A 16,654-nucleotide genomic window follows, 5' to 3' on the forward strand; every position below is an offset into this window, starting at 1 on the left:
TTAGTGGGAGGCTGCGAGCTACTCCAGGAGTAAGCGCTAACGCAGGGGCGGTGACGGAGCTTTAAAGCCAGACATGTGGCCATGGGCTTTAGCTTTGGGATTACACGTCAGTTCACCAGCGAACGGCTAAAAAATATCCAACTCCTGGCACCTTGAGGCTTTTTTTATATTGTTTGTGAAAACCTTTTTCATTCAACAATATAAGCACTCATCCACTCAATCTGTAAGCCATTACTTACAGTCCATCGTCTTTTGCCTACATCGTTAGGACTAGCGCCAATCCTCAAAAGCGCCTACTATCCTCCGCCGCAGCCAATGCTGCGACGCACAACCAAAAATCCTCATAACAAGAACCGTTGTTAACTCCCCTGCTAACAGGAGTGCATGCTATGCAACACTCAATGACTCAGTACCCGGCCACTAATGCGGACATTATGGAAGTATGGGCACAGCACGCGCTTGCGCAGCGCGCAGCGTTTGATGCCTTTGCCGCTTATCTTTGTGATTACTAAAGTCCGCGGCTGTTTACCCCCCTATCAACGCCTCCCCTTGGAGGCGTTATTTTTTGTACATGAGCAGTCGATTCAAACCATCCATCAGCCAACCACTAGGTAGCGTCGCTTTCAAGCGCTGCTAAATAAGCCTCCTGCAGGATATACATCCGCTTTACGTCTCGGTATTTGCCGTTGATAAAGAATTCCTGAACCAGATGTCCTTCTTCGATGAACCCACTCTCTTCATAAAGGTGAATCGCCTTAACGTTCTCCACTGCGACGATGAGAAACACCTTATGAAGGTTCAGGATGGTAAACGAGTAGTGTAGGGCCTGGCGGATCAGCGAGCGTGCAAATCCTTTTCCCTGATGGTCCGGAGTAATAATGATTTGGAACTCTGCGCTGCGATGGATGTAGTCAATTTCAATCAGTTCCACCAAGCCAATCGCCGTGCCGGTGCTGTCTTCCGCTACAAAACGTCGCTCGGCATTATCATGGATATGTTTGTTATAAAGCTCCTCCAGCTCATCAAATGATTCGTAGGGCTCCTCAAACCAGTATGACATAATACTTTGATTATTATTAAGTTCATGCACAAAGCGCAGGTCGCCACGCTCAAGGGCACGTAAAAATAGCAAGTGGTTCATGGGCGCTGATCTCATCGTGTAACGACAATGTGGGGTGGTAATATCACATAGCCCGTTACGTGGCTTAAATGTGGCGTTTAAACGAAAATAACTCTGCCAGCGGGTGCGGCTTTCCTTCAATTAAAGCGCACAGTAGCTTGGCCCCTATCATGCTGTAACTAATGCCGTTTCCGCCGTACGCCATGGCAAAGTGCACGTTTGGCCCATGGGAATCATGAGGACCAAAATAAGGCAGCCCATCGCATGTTTCGGCAAACGTGCCCGCCCAACTAAAGGTAGGATTAATCGTTAACGACGGCCAGAGCGTCTTGATTTTGTCTGCCAACCCCTCGGCTTTTTCCAGTACTCGTTCATCGCGACGCTTGGGAATATCCTGCTCATCATCATCACCGCCCACCAGCAGCCTTCCCTCCTGAGTCGTGCGCAGGTAAAGATAGGGCCGCGCAGACTCCCAGACGAGGGTATGTTTAAGCTCGCCCAGCATGTCAGGCGTTAGCGGGTCGGTAACGAATGCATAGCTGCTCCGGTTTTTAGCCACCGGCTCAGGCAGCCACGCTTGAGACTCATAGCCTGCGGCCACCACAACCTGCTGGCAGTTGAGCGTTGCGCCGTTCGTCAACGTAAGCGCTATATGCTCACCGTGCTGGGTCATGCGTTCCACCTGGGTACGGTCGTATACCTCGCTGCCCCGCGTGGTTATCTTGCCAAACAGCTGATAGACCATTCGATAAGGGTCCATGCGTGCGGCAAGCTCGGTTAAAATAGCGCCTGGCGCATCAAAGCCGTAGCGTTTCAACAGCGTTGCCCGCTCAAGCCAGCTGGCCTTAAAACCATGTTTCTGACGCAGCCAAAGTTCCTCTTTCAACGACGCTACGTCTTCCCCACTGCTTGCATAATAGAGGCTTTGCTGGCGCTCAAACTCCACATCCTCCAGTTCAAGCGCCAAGGCTTCAAGCTCAAAAATTGATTCGGCACACGCCCGATAGGCAAGCACCGCGTTTGCCTCGCCGTAATGCTCGGCAAGCTCGGTCATATGGGTATCAATTTCATACTGCAGCAGTGCGGTACTGGCGGCAGTGCTCCCCCAGCCTATATCACGACGCTCAACCACTACCACGTGATGGCCATGCTGGCTTAGTTCATTGGCAATCAGCGCCCCGGTTATGCCGCCGCCGATGACGGCCACCTCGCATTGATGGTCATGGGTTAGCTGTGGGAAAGTAGCCAACAGACCGTTCTTTACTGTCCAAAACGGATAGCCGCTTTTAAGATCCATCATGTTCCCTTTGCAACGCCTTTATCGGTAGCTTTAACACTAGTGGGTTAACGTAGAAATCACTTATTTATAAAGGAAATCTTTATGATCGATTTACGCAGTGACACGGTCACCCGACCCGATGCCGCCATGCTAGAAGCCATGATGAGTGCGCCTGTTGGGGATGATGTCTGGGGCGATGATCCTACGGTCAATGCGTTTCAGGAGCACCTTGCCACCTTAACCGGCAAGCAGGCGGCACTGCTGTTTCCAAGCGGCACCCAGAGCAACCTGGTGGGCCTAATGGCGCATTGTGAGCGGGGTGATGAGTATATCGTTGGGCAGTCAGCCCACACCTATCGCTATGAAGGGGGCGGCGCTGCGGTGTTGGGCAGTATTCAGCCACAACCAATTGAAAATGCCAGTGATGGCAGCCTGCCGTTAGAGAAAATCAGCGCAGCGATTAAAGCCGATGATGTTCACTTTGCCCGCACGCGTCTCTTGGCGTTGGAAAATACCATCGCCGGTAAAGTACTGCCCGAAACCTACGTTCATCAAGCCACCGAGTTTGCCCGTTCACGAGGTTTGGCAACGCATCTGGACGGCGCGCGGCTTTTTAATGCGGCCGTTGCAAGCCAGGCGCCGCTTGAGCAGCTATGCCGCCCCTTTGATAGCGTTTCACTGTGCTTCTCAAAAGGGATGGGTGCACCGATCGGCTCGGCGTTGATAGGTCCACGAGACTTCATCGAGCGTGCCCGCCGCTGGCGCAAGGTAGCGGGAGGAGGTATGCGCCAGGCAGGCATCATAGCCGCCGCCTGCCAGTATGCGTTAGATAACAATATTCAGGACCTGGCCAACGACCACCGCCGCACAGCACGCCTGGCCGAAGGCTTGGCCCTGCTTCCGGGCATAGAGGTGGCATCTCAAGCCACCAACATGCTGTTTGTACACATTTCGGAAGAGCACCTTCAGCCTCTTTCAACATGGCTTAAACAGCACGATATTTTAATTGAGCTTTTATACGCCACACGTCTTGTCGTGCACCGTGATATCAATGATGCCGATATCGAAAAGGTACTCGACGTGATGGCCGCTTACTTCAATCAACACCCTTAGGCGTAACGCTTAAGCGCGTAAGCCTCATAAACGCCGCAGGCCCCACATAAAGTAGGCGCCGCCAATCAACGAGGCAACAAGGCCTGCGGGAATCTCATACGGAAACATAATCTGGCGGCCGACCCAGTCAGCCAGCACCATGAGCAACATTCCGATCAATGCGGCGCCAACCAGCTGCTGCCGAGCGCGGGAAAAACCCACCAAACGCGCCATGTGCGGTGCCAGCAGGCCGATAAACGAGAGCGGCCCGACGACCAGCGTGGCACATGCGGTTAACAGTGCCACCAGCAGCAACAGCCCCAACCGCGCTCGATTCAGGGACACACCCAGCGCTTGGGCCATCGGCGCGCCCAACGGCAGAATATCGAGCCAGCGGGTAAAAGGAAGGGTTATCACTGCCAACACAGCGGCGATACTTCCCACCACCACCGCACTGGTCACATCCACGTAATACGTAGAGCCCGCCAGCCAGGCAATAACCTGCTGCCCTCGCGGGTCGCCGCCCGCCAGCAGCACGCTACGCACCGCATCAAACAGTGCGCCAATCGCAACGCCGCTAAGCAACAGCCGCTCAGGCACAAAGCCACTACGGCGATTCAAGATCACTAGCACGGCCAGTGTGGTCAATGCCCCTAGGGTCCCAATGCCGATCAGCGCTGCGTTGCTCGGTGCAGGCAGCACGTAAATGCCCAGGATTAATGCAATCGCGCAGCCCCCACTGATACCCAGCACTTCGGGGCTCGCCATAGGGTTAGCGGAAAGGCGTTGAAGCACTGTTCCGGCGATGGCTAACATCAAGCCACTGGCTGCCGCGGCGATGACTCGGGGCAGGCGCCACTCCATCACCTGCCAGTGGGCCGGACTAATCCACTCCCAGCCGTTAGCGCCCTGGCCTGACAGCAGTCCCAGGCATACTGCCATTGATAACGCGATTAAAAGCCCCATCGCCAAGCGGTACGGCGTTGGATGACGGCTTACCAGCATCCCCGGGGGTTGCGGAGGCCTGTCCCCCTGAAGCTTCAGCCGAGGAATGAGCCATAAAAGCAGCGGTGCACCCAGCGCGCCGGTAATAGCGCCGGTGGGAACCAGCGTCGTCAGCATGCCCGAAAAGCGCTGTAGTAGAAGATCCGTGGTCGCCAGCAGTACCGCGCCCAGCAGCGTCGACCAGAATATGCGGCTGCCTAACCGGCGTGCCCCGGCCATGCGCACAATATTGGGTGCCGCCAAGCCAATAAAGCCAATAATACCGACAACGCTGACCACGCTGCCGGTAATAAACACCGCAAGCCCGAGCCCAGCAAAACGCAGATATTTAAGCGAGATACCTAGGCTTTTGGCGCTGGCATCGTCAAGTTCCAACACAGCCAGTGGGCGTAACAACAGCCCTGCGGCCACAGCACTGATGGCCAAGTGGGGCCATAAGGTGGCTACCCCACTCCAGCCATTCTGGGCAAGCGACCCCGCCCCCCAAATCAATAGCCCCGCCAGCGTCTCATGGTTGAACAGCAACAGCGCGGTCGAAAGTGCGCCCAAATATAGATTAACCACCAACCCAGCCAATACCACGACCACAGGCGCTAGCCCACGCCGCCAGGTCAGCGCAAACACTAGCCCAACGGCTAAACCGCCACCGATTAACGCCACCCACTCACGTCCGATGACCAGCAGCCCTGGCGCCATCAACGTGGTAGCTAGCAACGCCAGGTTAGCACCCGATGCCACCCCAAGCGTAGTGGGTGATGCCAGCGGGTTTCGCAGCACCTGCTGCATCAACACACCCGCCAGCGCCAAACCGCCGCCAGCCAAAAGCGCCACGCCTATTCGTGGCCACCAAGCATAATAGAGTAACACCTCATTGGTACTTCCAAACGAAGGCGCCAGCAGTGCCTGAAACCCGGAAACAATACCGCCCTGAACATGAAGGCTAATGCCGAACAGCACCAACAGCGGCAAGCTAAGTAACCAAACGGCCTTGGCAGGCGACATACGGCACGCTTTTTGAAGGACGGCTGCACTTAGCATGGCAGGTTATCTCGGATAGTCGTCCACGCTTGGGCGGTGGACGCGATAGGCAGCACGGTCATTTAAGCGCCTTGGCTTTTTAATCAGTCATGGGTGAATATAAGCGCGTGATTTTAAATGATAACGATTAGCACTACAATTGATGCCCTCGTTAGTGAGCCCTCCGCAGGGCTGTAATAGCGTGTCATCAAAACAGTTAATGAACCGAGAACGATAATAATGGCCGACATAACCTCCCCTGCTGCTCTAACAAACCCTCACTCCTGCTGGCGAGACAGTGCTACGCGCTATGGCATCATAAGCCGCACTCTGCACTGGATAACGGCCGCTATCGTACTGCTTCAGTTCAGCGTTGTGCTGGCGTGGCGCGGGTTTGGCGAAACGCCCCTCACCTTACTGCTATCAAGCATCGGCCCCCACGGCTCGTTGGGCGTTATACTTTTAGTGATAACGTTACTGCGTGCGGGCTGGGCATGGCTAAATCGCCAGCAGCGTCCTTCGTATGCGCCTGGGATAAGGGGTGCGCTAGCGCATGGCGGGCATGTCACGTTGTATGCACTGCTGATCGCGCTACCCACGCTTGCCATCTTGCGCCAGTACGGCAGAGGCGGTGCGTTGGATGTCTACGGCCTACCGCTTTTCAATGCAGCCGAGCGCGAGATCCCATGGATGATAGCGACAGCCAACGCACTACATAGTCCGCTCGCCTGGCTGCTTTTAGCGCTGGTGGCTGGGCACGTGATAATGGCACTTATACACCGTACGGTGCTCAAGGACGGTGTGTTTTCCCGGATGGCCGGCCCGCTTTCGTGATAGACAGCCGTTTGTGCGAAGCGCTGGAGCAGCGCTACTAAATGATAACCATTAACGATACAATCGGGTTTTCGTAATCACCTTCTGACGGCCAGGAGTCCTCCATGTTCGAGGTCAAAGGCGCTACCTTTGCGATCAACGGCAAGCCCCTTTTACAGCCCATTGAGCATACCTTTCAGCAAGGCAAGGTCTACGGCCTGATTGGTCATAACGGCTCGGGAAAATCGACTCTGATCAAGCTACTGGCCCAGCAGCAGCCGGTAAGCCAGGGCGAGATCTATTTTGACCAACGCTCGCTCAGTGCCTGGGGCAACCGGGAGTTTGCGCGCCAGGTGGCCTATCTTCCCCAGCACTTACCCAGCGCCGAAAATTTAACCGGCCGAGAATTGGTCGCTTTTGGCCGTTACCCGTGGCACGGCCTACTGGGCCGTCATAACCAGAAAGATAAAGACGCGATTGACCGAGCCATCACGCTCACCCATACCGAAGCGTTTGCCGACCGCTTGGTCGATACGCTTTCTGGAGGTGAGCGCCAACGCGTTTGGCTTGCCATGCTATTGGCACAGGGTAGCCGCTTTTTGCTGCTTGATGAGCCGCTGGCCGCGCTGGATATTGCCCACCAGATGGAAGTCCTCGCACTCATTCGCAAGCTCTGCGATGAGCTCGGCCTAGGGGTTATTATCGTTCTGCACGATATTAATATGGCCTCGCGCTACTGCGATGAGCTGATGGCCCTACACAGCGGCCGCTTGCTCGCTCACGGCACGCCAGGTGACATGATGAGTAATAGCACCCTGGAAGCTATTTATGGGTTGCCCATGCAAGTCATGCAACACCCTAACGGCGAGCATAATATCGCGGTCGCTCAATAAACGCGCTTTTGTAAAACGCACTGATTCGCAACTAACACTTCAACTGATAAGCATTATCGATTAAGCTGACTCCTTCACTTTCAACCTGCGCTAACGCCACATCGTTACTGTTTGCGCAAGTGTGCTTGAACTTTTACAAGTTCATGTCGGGAGTTTTGTTATGCCGCCGCTAGCCCTTCACCGCTCTGCTTGTACCTTGCCTTCGCTCGCTGACTGCTATCAGGGCGCACTTGTGCTGTTTACCCCGCCCTTGATTGGCGGCACGCCACCGGCCGGTGCAGTAAAGGCTTCGCGCTGGCGCAATGCAGCACTGCTGGAACAGGATCTGGAGCGCTACGCTGCTCGCTACCCGGGTGGCGACAAGCGCGCCATTACGTCGCTGTGGTCGAAGTGGCATTTCAGCGCACTTACCGTGCCTACCCTCGCTTCTCACGTGCTTCTTAACCGTGATCTACCGGTAGAGCTGGATGACGTACACATCATTTTGAATGATGAAGGCTGTACAACACAGCTTTGGCTGCCCCATGAAGGCGCGTTGATGGACGCTCAGGATACCAGCGAACGTTTTGCCAAATTGATTACCCAGCACTGGGCGCCACTTATTGAACGCTTGTCCGCCATTTCAGGCGCAGCCCCCCGGGTGTTCTGGAGCAACGCCGGTGGCTATCTGGATTACTATGTGAAGGTACTTGCCGAACACCCGGAAGTGAACCAGGCGGCGCTTAGTGCTGCCCGAGCGCTGCTGGAATCACGCCATATTGATGGCCAGCGCAATCCGCTCTTTGAGCCGGTACGCACGTATACGCCCAAGGGCAGCGATGAGGTGAAGCAAGTACGCAAGCTTTGCTGCCTGCGCTATTTACTGGATGAGTTCAGCGTGTGCAGCAATTGCCCGCTGGAAGGGTGTGACCGAGTGGCCCGCAAACGAGCCACCTAACGGCTGTCTAACTGTATATTTTTTAACTTCAGATCTCTAACCTCAGGTTTTTAACATCAACTGTTAATCTGAGTGACCGCATCCTGGCTTGCCAGATCGCGCTGCGCGCCGGTTAATTCTCTTAGCTGCCCTTGTGACATTTCCAACAAACGGTCGGCATGCACGAAGTAGCTATCATCGTGGCTGATCGCAAACACCGTTTTGCCCATATCACGCAGGTGCGGCAATAGTTCGCGGTAGAACAACCGCCTGAACTGAGGGTCCTGGTCGGCGGCCCACTCATCAAGTAGTAAAATATCCCGCTCTTCGGCAATCGCCAGTAACAGTGCCAAGCGCTTGCGCTGCCCTTGGGAAAGTTGGGTATTAATGACCCGATTATCCTCCCACTTCAGCTTTTGCTGCATTTGTAACCGCTCAAGCCAGGTCGCTACCAGCACAGGGTCGGCATTTTTCCCGTCCGCTCCCATTGCCAAGTCAAACTGATGAAAGTCGGTAAACACACTGGCAAATCGCGCTCGAAACCCTTGCCACTGCGCCGGTGTGAGCGTCTGTCCATCCACCTTGATATGCCCGCTTTGCGGCTGATACAAGCCGGTTAACAAACGCGCTAGGGTGGATTTTCCGCTGCCGTTACCGCCAATCAAAAATACCTGCTCGCCGCGCTCAAGCGTCAAATTGACGGGCCCAATGTGAAACCCTTCGCCCTGCTCACTGCCAGGATAGTGATAAGTCACATCCACAAGCTCAAGGCGCTGCCAGGCAGCAAAGGCGTCATCAACCGCAAAGCCCGGCTGATACTCGGCAAGCTCCAAACTTGCCAGCTTATCAAACGCGACCTGTGCGCTGATCAAGGTGGGCCAGGCGCCGATGGCTTGAATTAAAGGCGTGCGTAAGAACAGTAACGTCAATGCGAAGGTAGCGGCAACGGCAGGTGTCGCCCAGCCCAGCCCGTTGGCCATGAAAAACACCACGCCAATGGCTCCCAGCATCATAATGTTGGACCAGTTCCCCGCGCTTAGATGATACGTATCCGCGCGAATAATATGGTAGCGGTACTCGCGCGCGTTGCGGGTGAAGGTGGCATCAAAGAAGCGCTGAGCCCGGTCACGGTTGAGCGCTAACTCTTTGCGCCCTTCAATGGCGGATTGGTAATCTTTGTAGAGACGATCTTCGCTTTCGCGTACCAGGCTAAAGTGCCGATATACCTTCGAAATCAGCACCCAGCCCACCCCCATCGTGGCCGCAATCCATATCACGGTAATGACCACCATTTTCGGTGAAAGCCACGCCAAATAGGCGACCGAAGCAAGCGCCAACACGGCACCCTGCACAAGCTCAGGCAGGCGCACAAAACCAATGGTGATATTACGCACATCACTTGAAAGACTCGCCAGCAGCGTGGCATTACCCAACTGTTCAAGCCGCTCGATATCGGTGTCCAGAATGCGCTTCACAAGCCTTGTGCGCAGGTCATACACAAAGTAGTGCCCCAGCAGGGTAATCGCTAACTGGGTCCCCAGCGTCACAACGAGCAACACAAATAGCAAACCCAAAAACTGGGGCAGCGCTGAAAGCGGGCTGCCAACTTCAATCAAGCGCTGATTAATAAAAGCAATGACGCCAACCCCGAGGCCCGCGCTTAAAAGGCTTAACCCAATGGCCCCTAAAAATGGCCAGCGGTAATGACGAAAGACAACCTGCAACAACTCCATTAGCGCTTCCTGACAGAAAGATAGGCAGCAAATTGTGACGGACTACCTCGTCAAGTCAATGCGCAAAGTGATTTTCATTTGCAAATGAGGCGTTCATACGCAGCGACCAAACGGCCAATGAGCCAAATAGTAAATGAGCACCTACAGATCGACGCAAGAATCTACGAAAACACTAGCAGTACGGTACTGATAAGCGCGCCTAACGCAAAGGGCCAAAAGCGGCTATGGCGGTCTTCCGGCAACTCCTCTTTCAACACGTTAAGCACAATACCACCGGCCACAAACGCATAAAGCAGGCTGACAATGGGTTCAGAGACATCTACCGTTAACCCCAGTAGCCAGCCGACAACCACCGCCGTAGCCAGCACCCAACGGCCCTTGCTTAAATAGACATCCCGGTGATGGCGCACCAAGCCATGGTCGTTGACCAAAAAGTGCGCGCTCATCGCCAGAAAGAAAAAGATAATGGCAGGAAGCTCATTATTGCGATAAACCAGTAAGTAGCCGATAAGCGCGTTATAAAGCGAAAAAGAGCCAATATGTATCCAAAAAACGCCTTTCAGCTTTTGAAAATTAACCGACTCATCCTGCTGACCTTTATGTGAGTGCTTTGTCGCAGCTTGCTCAAGCCCATAAAATACCGCCAGCCCAATGAGCGCCACGATATAGGCGTTATGCTCCAGCACCGCCAGCAGGCCGTGTGCGTTAATGGTTTCGTGAGCATCGCTTAGGGTAGGAAATATATGAATAAAGACATAAGCAACCGAGACGCCACCTGCTAACGAAAGCCAAGCGCTGCGAGGCACAGCGCTTAGCTTTCGAAGCCTGCTGGCAAAGATATGCACGGCGGCCAAACCGATAATGAAAGCGATCTGTAGGCCCATATATCATCGCTCCCTGCGAAGGCTTGGGCTTGAAGCCTGGTCGCTTGAAACCCAGTCGTTTGAAACCTAGTCGAATAGGCTCATACGTTTGATGACGTTATCGCGCTTTACCCGCCAATGAAATAACGCTCCCGCCACGTGCAAAACGATTAACACCACAATGGCCCAGCCAAGACGTCCATGCCATGTGTAGAGCTGGTCAGAAAGCGCTGGGCGTTCACTGATCAGCGCAGGCAGTTGCCACTGAAAGAATTCAACCGGATACCCACCGCTGGCGGTCGCGACCCAACCCAGCAGCGGCATCATCACCAACGCCAAATAAAGCAGGTGATGCACGCTGGTACTGACAATACGCTCAAACGCATTCAAGGGCGGGTCGTGGTCAGGCACGACAAACGCCATGCGGGTCATTATGCGCAGGGTCATTAGCAGTAAAATCGTTAACCCCAGGGTTTTATGACTGGTATAAAGCAGGTTAGTGAACGTGTTGCCTACCAGCGCCACCGTACGTTCATACCCTATCGTTCCGATGGTTAAGCCACTGGCCAAAGCAAGTAGTACGGCGACAGCCACCAGCCAATGCAGCACCCGGTGTGGATAAATGTAGTGATCCAATTCGTGCATTGAGCACTCCTGGCAGCAACGTTATATGGCGTTTAGTCTAGCTATATTACGTCGATTAATCATTCAACGCTTTACACTTGATCTTATAGCGCCTCACTGGGAGCCGCTAGCTGCTCACGAATCAACTCGCCCAAGCGCCGGGCTGGCTCGGATGGCCGATGAGGCGCTCGGTGCAGCGCCAGCTCAATCATGGGCAAGGCGGGCAGGCCGCTACTTTCATCCAGCGGACGCAGTGAAGGTGTCAACATGCTGCGTGTCACCACGACAACGGCAAGCCCGGCAATGACAATCGGTGCCAACCCCGCCATCGACTGGCTGGTATACGCCACCCGCCAGTTACGCCCGGCGCCATGCAGTGCCTGCTCGGCGACTTCCCTAAACACATCGGCACCTGGTGAGTAAAGCGCCAGCGGGATAGGGTCACTGAGTAACGGCTGCTGGTTAACGCCCACCGCCCAGACCAGCGGCTCGCGGCGGATAACATCGCCACCGGGTGAGTTACGTTGGCGCGTCACCAAGGCTAAATCAAGCTCAGCGGCTTTTACCTGTTCAACCAAGTGGGCACTTGTTCCGCAAATAACCTTAAGCCCCACCGCTGGATAAAGCTGGTGAAAGTAGGCAAATACCGACGGCAGCAGCGATGCGTAATCTTCTGGAATGCCCAAAGTCAGATTCCCGGTTACCTGCTGGGCCTGCATATCGCCCCATGCTTCGTCGTTAAGCGCCAGGATGCGCCGTGCGTGAGTAAGTAACCGCTCACCATCTGGTGTGAACCGGATACGCCGTCCATCACGTTCGTGCAGGCTGAGCGACAGCTGAGCCTCCAAACGCTGAAGCTGCATACTCACCGTGGACTGCGTGTAATCCAGCCGTTTCGCCGCCGCCGTGACGCTACCGGTATCGGCAATCGTTACTAGCGTACGTAGCAGCGTGAGGTCTAACGTTGGCGCCCGCATATATCACCATTATTAATTAAAACAATCATAAAAGATCGATATTGTGATGTGTTATTAACGAGTATGCTGCGTTGCATATATTCCAGGCAAGGAGATCATCGATGCAACGTACACACTCCCCTATGGTGTTTCCTCGTTGGTATAGTGTTGGCGCCGCGCTAGTGGCTGTCATCCTGTGGAGCGTGGCCCCCTTGCTTGCTGAACGTGCTCACTCTTCTTCGCCCTTGCAGCTAACCGCTTTAACACTGCTAGCTGGCGCATTTGCCACACTGCCGCTAAGCCGCCGCGTTACTACCACTCACTGCAGCCTGAACTGGCAGTTAGGCATCTGGGTAGGTATTCCGTTGTTGATATTGGGCGCAGTAAGCACTTACTTTATAGGTATGCGCCTTGCGCCTGCGGCCGAGGCTGCGCTTATCACGTACACCTGGCCAGTACTTTTCGTGTTGTTAAGCCAGTGGAGCCGCTTTGGTCGGATACGCTTGGCCGGTATTACCGGGGCGCTGGTTGCCTTTTCAGGGGCTGCCATTCTGCTCGTGCCACAGGCATTAAGTAATGGTTTGGGAGGAGCAACGCTGGGTTATGGGCTCGCCTTGCTTGCCGCCTGCTGCTGGGCACTCTATTCATGGTTAAGCCAGGCCGCACCCGTGTGCATTACGCCACTTCTCCCTCGCCTGCTGCTGATTGCCTGCGCCATCGCGACGCTTGCCAGTATCGGAGTGGAAGGCCAGCTGGTTCTACCCAGCAGTGAAGCGCTACTGGCGGGCGTTGCGTTGGGGTTAGGGCCTTACGGAATCGCCATGGTAGCCTGGGATAAAGCCCTGCGCTGGGGGCATGCAAGCCTGGTTGGCAGCCTTGCCTATGGCGTGCCCATTTTAGCGGGCCTTTTGCTGGTACTTGCGGGCGTTAGCGTACTGGATTGGCGCTTACCCACTGCGGCGCTGCTGGTAGTGGTGGGCTGTTTAAACGCTGGCCGGTGAGACTCATCGCCATCCCCATGCCTGCTTATTAATTAATGAATAAGCAGCAGAGCAGGAGCATTGAGATACTGATTAGCTCCTGCCCCGCACGGGCTGTTTACTTCTCCAAACAGCCAATTACCTTACCGATTCTCATTGGCCTAAATAACGAGGCTCAACAATCCCTTTTAATTCCTCAACAGGGATCGTTAACTCAGGCTGCCCCATCACATAGGGAGCAATTTCGTACACGTTGTATTTTACCATCCACTCCTTTTCAAGCGGTGCCACGTTGGTGCTGTCAGTAAATGGCCAGCTGGACGCAAAATCCTCACCAACATCCTGCTCACTCATCCAGCGCTCATGCGCCTCGGCTAACGCTTCATCAAAACCCTCCTGACCGCCAGCCATGAGCATATCATCGAGAGTCACCACCTCATTCAAACGCTCATCAATGACCATGAACTGCGTGGATGGTAAACCGTGGGCCTGGCCTGCATAAATCACATAGCTATCAAGTTCAAGCACCAGAAGGTCGTTCTGACGGGAAAACACGCTGGCACTCAGCTGTGCTTCACTCGCCATCGGGTGAGGCAGCCTGGTATTGTCCTCTTCAGCACGATGAAAAAACTCATCCGCGAAGTGATCCCAGTCGTCAGCGGGCGTGTCGTCGCCATCGGTGATACCCAAGGCAAGCGCAAGCAGGCGTTCTTGCACCTGCTCTGTTAATGCGGAGTTATCAGGAAACGTTAATGCAGAGATCTTTACCGTTGAACAGTGCTCATCCTGACAATCAGGAGATGAATACTGCTTATCCAATGGCTGGTATGCGAGGGCGCTGGTATCGGCCGTTTCAGCATTAGCTGATTGGCAGACACTAAGCAGCAGAACCGCAGCGGGACATACACTCATTTTCCAACGAAGCATATTTTATCTCCATGTAAGGCATTTTGTCGGGCGCCAAGTTGAGTCTAGTCATACTTAAGCGCCCTTGCCCACCATGGAGAGAAACAACAGCTTAAAATAGCGTAATCAGTTACATACTGGGCTGCATTTGTGCCGGCTCAGCGGTTACGTCAAGTTCAAACAACCCGCTGCTCGCCGTGCTAAAGCCACGCGCAATGACTGTATAGGTACCCGGCAGCAATTGCTGTTGCAGTTGCGCATTGGTACCGGCACCACCATCGTCATCACTAACAGCGACACCTTCGCCCTCAAGTTCCAGATAAGCATCAAAGTCGCTGGAGCGCATACCAATGGTGACTAATGAGCTTTCGGCTAGCTCAAGCTCATACACCAGTGACTCACCGGTATACCAACCGTTTAACGTTTCACCAAACGTGATTGCACCGCTGTTACGCAGTTCGACCCCTTCAGGTAGCTCTTGCGGTGCCAAGGTAATTCTGAACAAACCGCTATCACTGCCATAAGCAGTACGCGCCGTTAACTGATAAGTACCGGGCTCAAAAAAATCAGCAATACGGGCATTCAAGTTATCGCCGCCATCGTCATTTTCACGGTAATAGCCATCAGGACCTTCGAGCACCAGGTAAGCATCAATATCATCCGACATCATGTCAATCTGGTACATGCCCGCTTCTTCAATTTCAACCTGATAGCTAAGATCCTGGCCGCTATACAAACCATTTAATGAGTCGTTGGGCACAATGCTGCCGTCGTTGCGCAGCTCGCCATCGCCGGGTAATTCGCGCGACTCAGCAGTCAGCGTGAAAAGGCCAGCACCTTCGTCATAAGGTGTGCGCGCCGTTACGGTGTAGTCACCCGGCACCAGGAAGTCTGAAATTCGGGCGTCCAAATTACCCGCGCTATCGTCGTCCTCTCGGAAATAGCCATTTGGCCCACTAAGCTCAAGATACGCATCAAATTCATCGGAACGCATTTCCAACTGATACATGCCCGCTTCTTCGATGGTCAGCGTATACTCACTAGAAGTGCCATCCAACCAGCTGTCCAGTGGAGCATCAAGGGTCAATACCGTGCTATCGCTTAGTTCAACCACTCGGCTGTTCAACGTATAAGGGCCGTAACTGCTGCTATCAGCACCGCTGACCACCACCATGTAATCGCCCGCTTGCTCAATACGGTGGCGTGCAGTAGGCGCTACGCTCAACAGCTGAAGCTGGTCATCATAAAGCGCTACGATGCCATTCAGGGCACCGCGCAAACTAAACTCAACCAGATCACTCTCATCAAGCGTCATCATGTAGCGGTCATAGCGGCTTCCATCATTGCCATTAAGCAGGTCACTGGCCGTAATTTCCCCACGCAGTTGCTCGCCAAGCGTAATGCTATCCAGCCCCGCCAGTGCAGTTTGTTCGGCGGTTTGAGACGCCACCGAGGAAGAGGAAGATGCATCGGAAGAGAGCGTCTGTGCAGCTAAAAAGCCGACAACAACTCCCCCTACCGCAACCACGATTAGCGCAAAAGGAGAGGATTTAGCCATTAGGGCGTCCTTGATCAATGACGGAAGGATGGGTCGTTCAGCAAGATTAATAATACGTAATGGTAAGTAAAATGCTCAATGAGCGGTATCATTTTAATGTACCAGAAGAGCTTTACTTATATTCCTACACTTCCCGTTAACCCCCTGAAATGCAAGGCCATAACGGGAACATCAAAAAACACGCAACTTTGGGGTCAATTGCACCGAACGTCTTAAAGCTTGCTGACTCTGAAAGAGCGCGTTACCATCCCTTCGCCTATCCGGCACCTCATTGATGCTTGCGAGACTCTCGACCGACACGAATAACTGAGGTACTCCAATGGGAGCCCCTACACGACTATTTCGAACGAGTTGTTTAGCTGTCCTGCTTATCGCCATGACAGCAAATAGCGCGTTTGCCAACGACACAGATACACAGGAAGGCGTTGCTTCCTACTATAGTGACCGCTTTCAAGGCGCGCTCACTGCCAGCGGAGAAGCGTTTGACCAGCAGGCACTCACCGCTGCTCATCCTAGCTTACCGTTTGGGACGAAAGTGCTGGTAACCCGTCCTGATACAGGGCAAGAAGTAGAAGTGCTGATCAATGACCGCGGCCCCTTTGTAAAAGGGCGGATTATTGATCTATCCAAGCGAGCAGCACGCACACTGGGCATGCTGAACCAGGGAGTAGCCCCGGTTATGGTAACGTTGCTGGATTAACGGATAGCACACCCCCTAAGTGTGTGGTACCCCTTAGCCGCTCAACGACACATCACTTCTGTTATTCGCTGAATCCTACAGGGCGCTCATTTGAGCGCCCTGTTTTTTTGTCTCCTGTTCTTGCCTGGTGTTTTAGATGCTTGGCTTACCGCATACATGACTTCAAAAAAAACGAACTTGCGCGCAAGGTAATGATCTC

At 54.0% G+C, this 16,654-nt stretch carries 16 protein-coding genes; 7 read left to right on the forward strand and 9 right to left on the reverse strand.

All coding sequences use genetic code 11. The features are described from left to right. Window positions 1-389: 389 nt before the first annotated feature. Complete coding sequence (locus ACT3R4_RS11500; RefSeq protein WP_264757783.1) at window positions 390-512, forward strand: hypothetical protein; 123 nt, start codon at window positions 390-392, stop codon at window positions 510-512. 95 nt (window positions 513-607) lie between these two features. Here ACT3R4_RS11500 and speG read toward each other — a convergent pair whose 3' ends face one another. After that, window positions 608-1,141 carry a spermidine N1-acetyltransferase gene (gene speG / locus ACT3R4_RS11505; RefSeq protein WP_172118084.1) on the reverse strand — a complete coding sequence of 178 codons (534 nt, stop codon included), beginning with the start codon at window positions 1,139-1,141 and terminating at the stop codon, window positions 608-610. A 64-nt stretch (window positions 1,142-1,205) separates the two neighbouring features. Further along, window positions 1,206-2,420 (reverse strand): NAD(P)/FAD-dependent oxidoreductase, encoded by a 1,215-nt coding sequence (locus ACT3R4_RS11510; RefSeq protein ID WP_441679084.1) that lies wholly within the window; start codon window positions 2,418-2,420, stop codon window positions 1,206-1,208. 81 nt (window positions 2,421-2,501) lie between these two features. Between ACT3R4_RS11510 and ltaE the strand changes: the two genes are divergently transcribed. Next, on the forward strand, window positions 2,502-3,512 hold the full coding sequence (gene ltaE / locus ACT3R4_RS11515; RefSeq protein ID WP_441679085.1) for a low-specificity L-threonine aldolase: 1,011 nt from the start codon (window positions 2,502-2,504) through the stop codon (window positions 3,510-3,512). Between the two features lie 24 nt (window positions 3,513-3,536). Here ltaE and fhuB read toward each other — a convergent pair whose 3' ends face one another. Then, complete coding sequence (gene fhuB / locus ACT3R4_RS11520; protein WP_441679086.1) at window positions 3,537-5,534, reverse strand: Fe(3+)-hydroxamate ABC transporter permease FhuB; 1,998 nt, start codon at window positions 5,532-5,534, stop codon at window positions 3,537-3,539. Window positions 5,535-5,753: 219 nt separating this feature from the next. On the opposite strand from fhuB, the gene ACT3R4_RS11525 reads away from it, so the two are divergent. From ACT3R4_RS11525 to fhuF, 3 genes are all read left to right on the forward strand, one after another. Next, window positions 5,754-6,347, forward strand: coding sequence for a cytochrome b (locus ACT3R4_RS11525; RefSeq protein ID WP_441679087.1), 594 nt, complete (start codon window positions 5,754-5,756; stop codon window positions 6,345-6,347). A gap of 104 nt (window positions 6,348-6,451) precedes the next feature. Then, window positions 6,452-7,219: an ATP-binding cassette domain-containing protein gene (locus tag ACT3R4_RS11530; RefSeq protein WP_441679088.1), complete on the forward strand. Its 768-nt coding sequence runs from the start codon at window positions 6,452-6,454 to the stop codon at window positions 7,217-7,219. Window positions 7,220-7,379: 160 nt separating this feature from the next. Beyond that, window positions 7,380-8,156 (forward strand): siderophore-iron reductase FhuF, encoded by a 777-nt coding sequence (fhuF, locus tag ACT3R4_RS11535; protein ID WP_441679089.1) that lies wholly within the window; start codon window positions 7,380-7,382, stop codon window positions 8,154-8,156. A gap of 56 nt (window positions 8,157-8,212) precedes the next feature. Here fhuF and ACT3R4_RS11540 read toward each other — a convergent pair whose 3' ends face one another. The 4 genes from ACT3R4_RS11540 to ACT3R4_RS11555 form a co-directional block, all read right to left on the reverse strand. Then, entirely contained in the window at window positions 8,213-9,868 is a 1,656-nt protein-coding gene (locus tag ACT3R4_RS11540; protein WP_441679090.1) for a multidrug ABC transporter permease/ATP-binding protein, read from the reverse strand. A 161-nt stretch (window positions 9,869-10,029) separates the two neighbouring features. Continuing rightward, window positions 10,030-10,752 carry a hypothetical protein gene (locus ACT3R4_RS11545; RefSeq protein ID WP_441679091.1) on the reverse strand — a complete coding sequence of 241 codons (723 nt, stop codon included), beginning with the start codon at window positions 10,750-10,752 and terminating at the stop codon, window positions 10,030-10,032. Window positions 10,753-10,818: 66 nt separating this feature from the next. Next, window positions 10,819-11,376, reverse strand: coding sequence for a cytochrome b (locus ACT3R4_RS11550; protein ID WP_441679092.1), 558 nt, complete (start codon window positions 11,374-11,376; stop codon window positions 10,819-10,821). An 83-nt stretch (window positions 11,377-11,459) separates the two neighbouring features. Continuing rightward, window positions 11,460-12,332, reverse strand: coding sequence for a LysR substrate-binding domain-containing protein (locus ACT3R4_RS11555; RefSeq protein ID WP_441679093.1), 873 nt, complete (start codon window positions 12,330-12,332; stop codon window positions 11,460-11,462). Between the two features lie 101 nt (window positions 12,333-12,433). Between ACT3R4_RS11555 and ACT3R4_RS11560 the strand changes: the two genes are divergently transcribed. Next, window positions 12,434-13,312 (forward strand): DMT family transporter, encoded by an 879-nt coding sequence (locus ACT3R4_RS11560; protein WP_441679094.1) that lies wholly within the window; start codon window positions 12,434-12,436, stop codon window positions 13,310-13,312. A 132-nt stretch (window positions 13,313-13,444) separates the two neighbouring features. Here ACT3R4_RS11560 and ACT3R4_RS11565 read toward each other — a convergent pair whose 3' ends face one another. Both ACT3R4_RS11565 and ACT3R4_RS11570 read right to left on the reverse strand, forming a co-directional pair. After that, window positions 13,445-14,218 (reverse strand): RsiV family protein, encoded by a 774-nt coding sequence (locus ACT3R4_RS11565; protein WP_172118103.1) that lies wholly within the window; start codon window positions 14,216-14,218, stop codon window positions 13,445-13,447. Between the two features lie 109 nt (window positions 14,219-14,327). Beyond that, entirely contained in the window at window positions 14,328-15,755 is a 1,428-nt protein-coding gene (locus ACT3R4_RS11570; protein WP_441679095.1) for a hypothetical protein, read from the reverse strand. 376 nt (window positions 15,756-16,131) lie between these two features. On the opposite strand from ACT3R4_RS11570, the gene ACT3R4_RS11575 reads away from it, so the two are divergent. After that, on the forward strand, window positions 16,132-16,455 hold the full coding sequence (locus ACT3R4_RS11575; protein ID WP_406565430.1) for a septal ring lytic transglycosylase RlpA family protein: 324 nt from the start codon (window positions 16,132-16,134) through the stop codon (window positions 16,453-16,455). Window positions 16,456-16,654: the final 199 nt, after the last annotated feature.

The organism is Halomonas sp. AOP7-E1-9 (genome assembly GCF_052376035.1).
In the GTDB taxonomy this organism is placed as follows: domain Bacteria; phylum Pseudomonadota; class Gammaproteobacteria; order Pseudomonadales; family Halomonadaceae; genus Vreelandella; species Vreelandella citrativorans.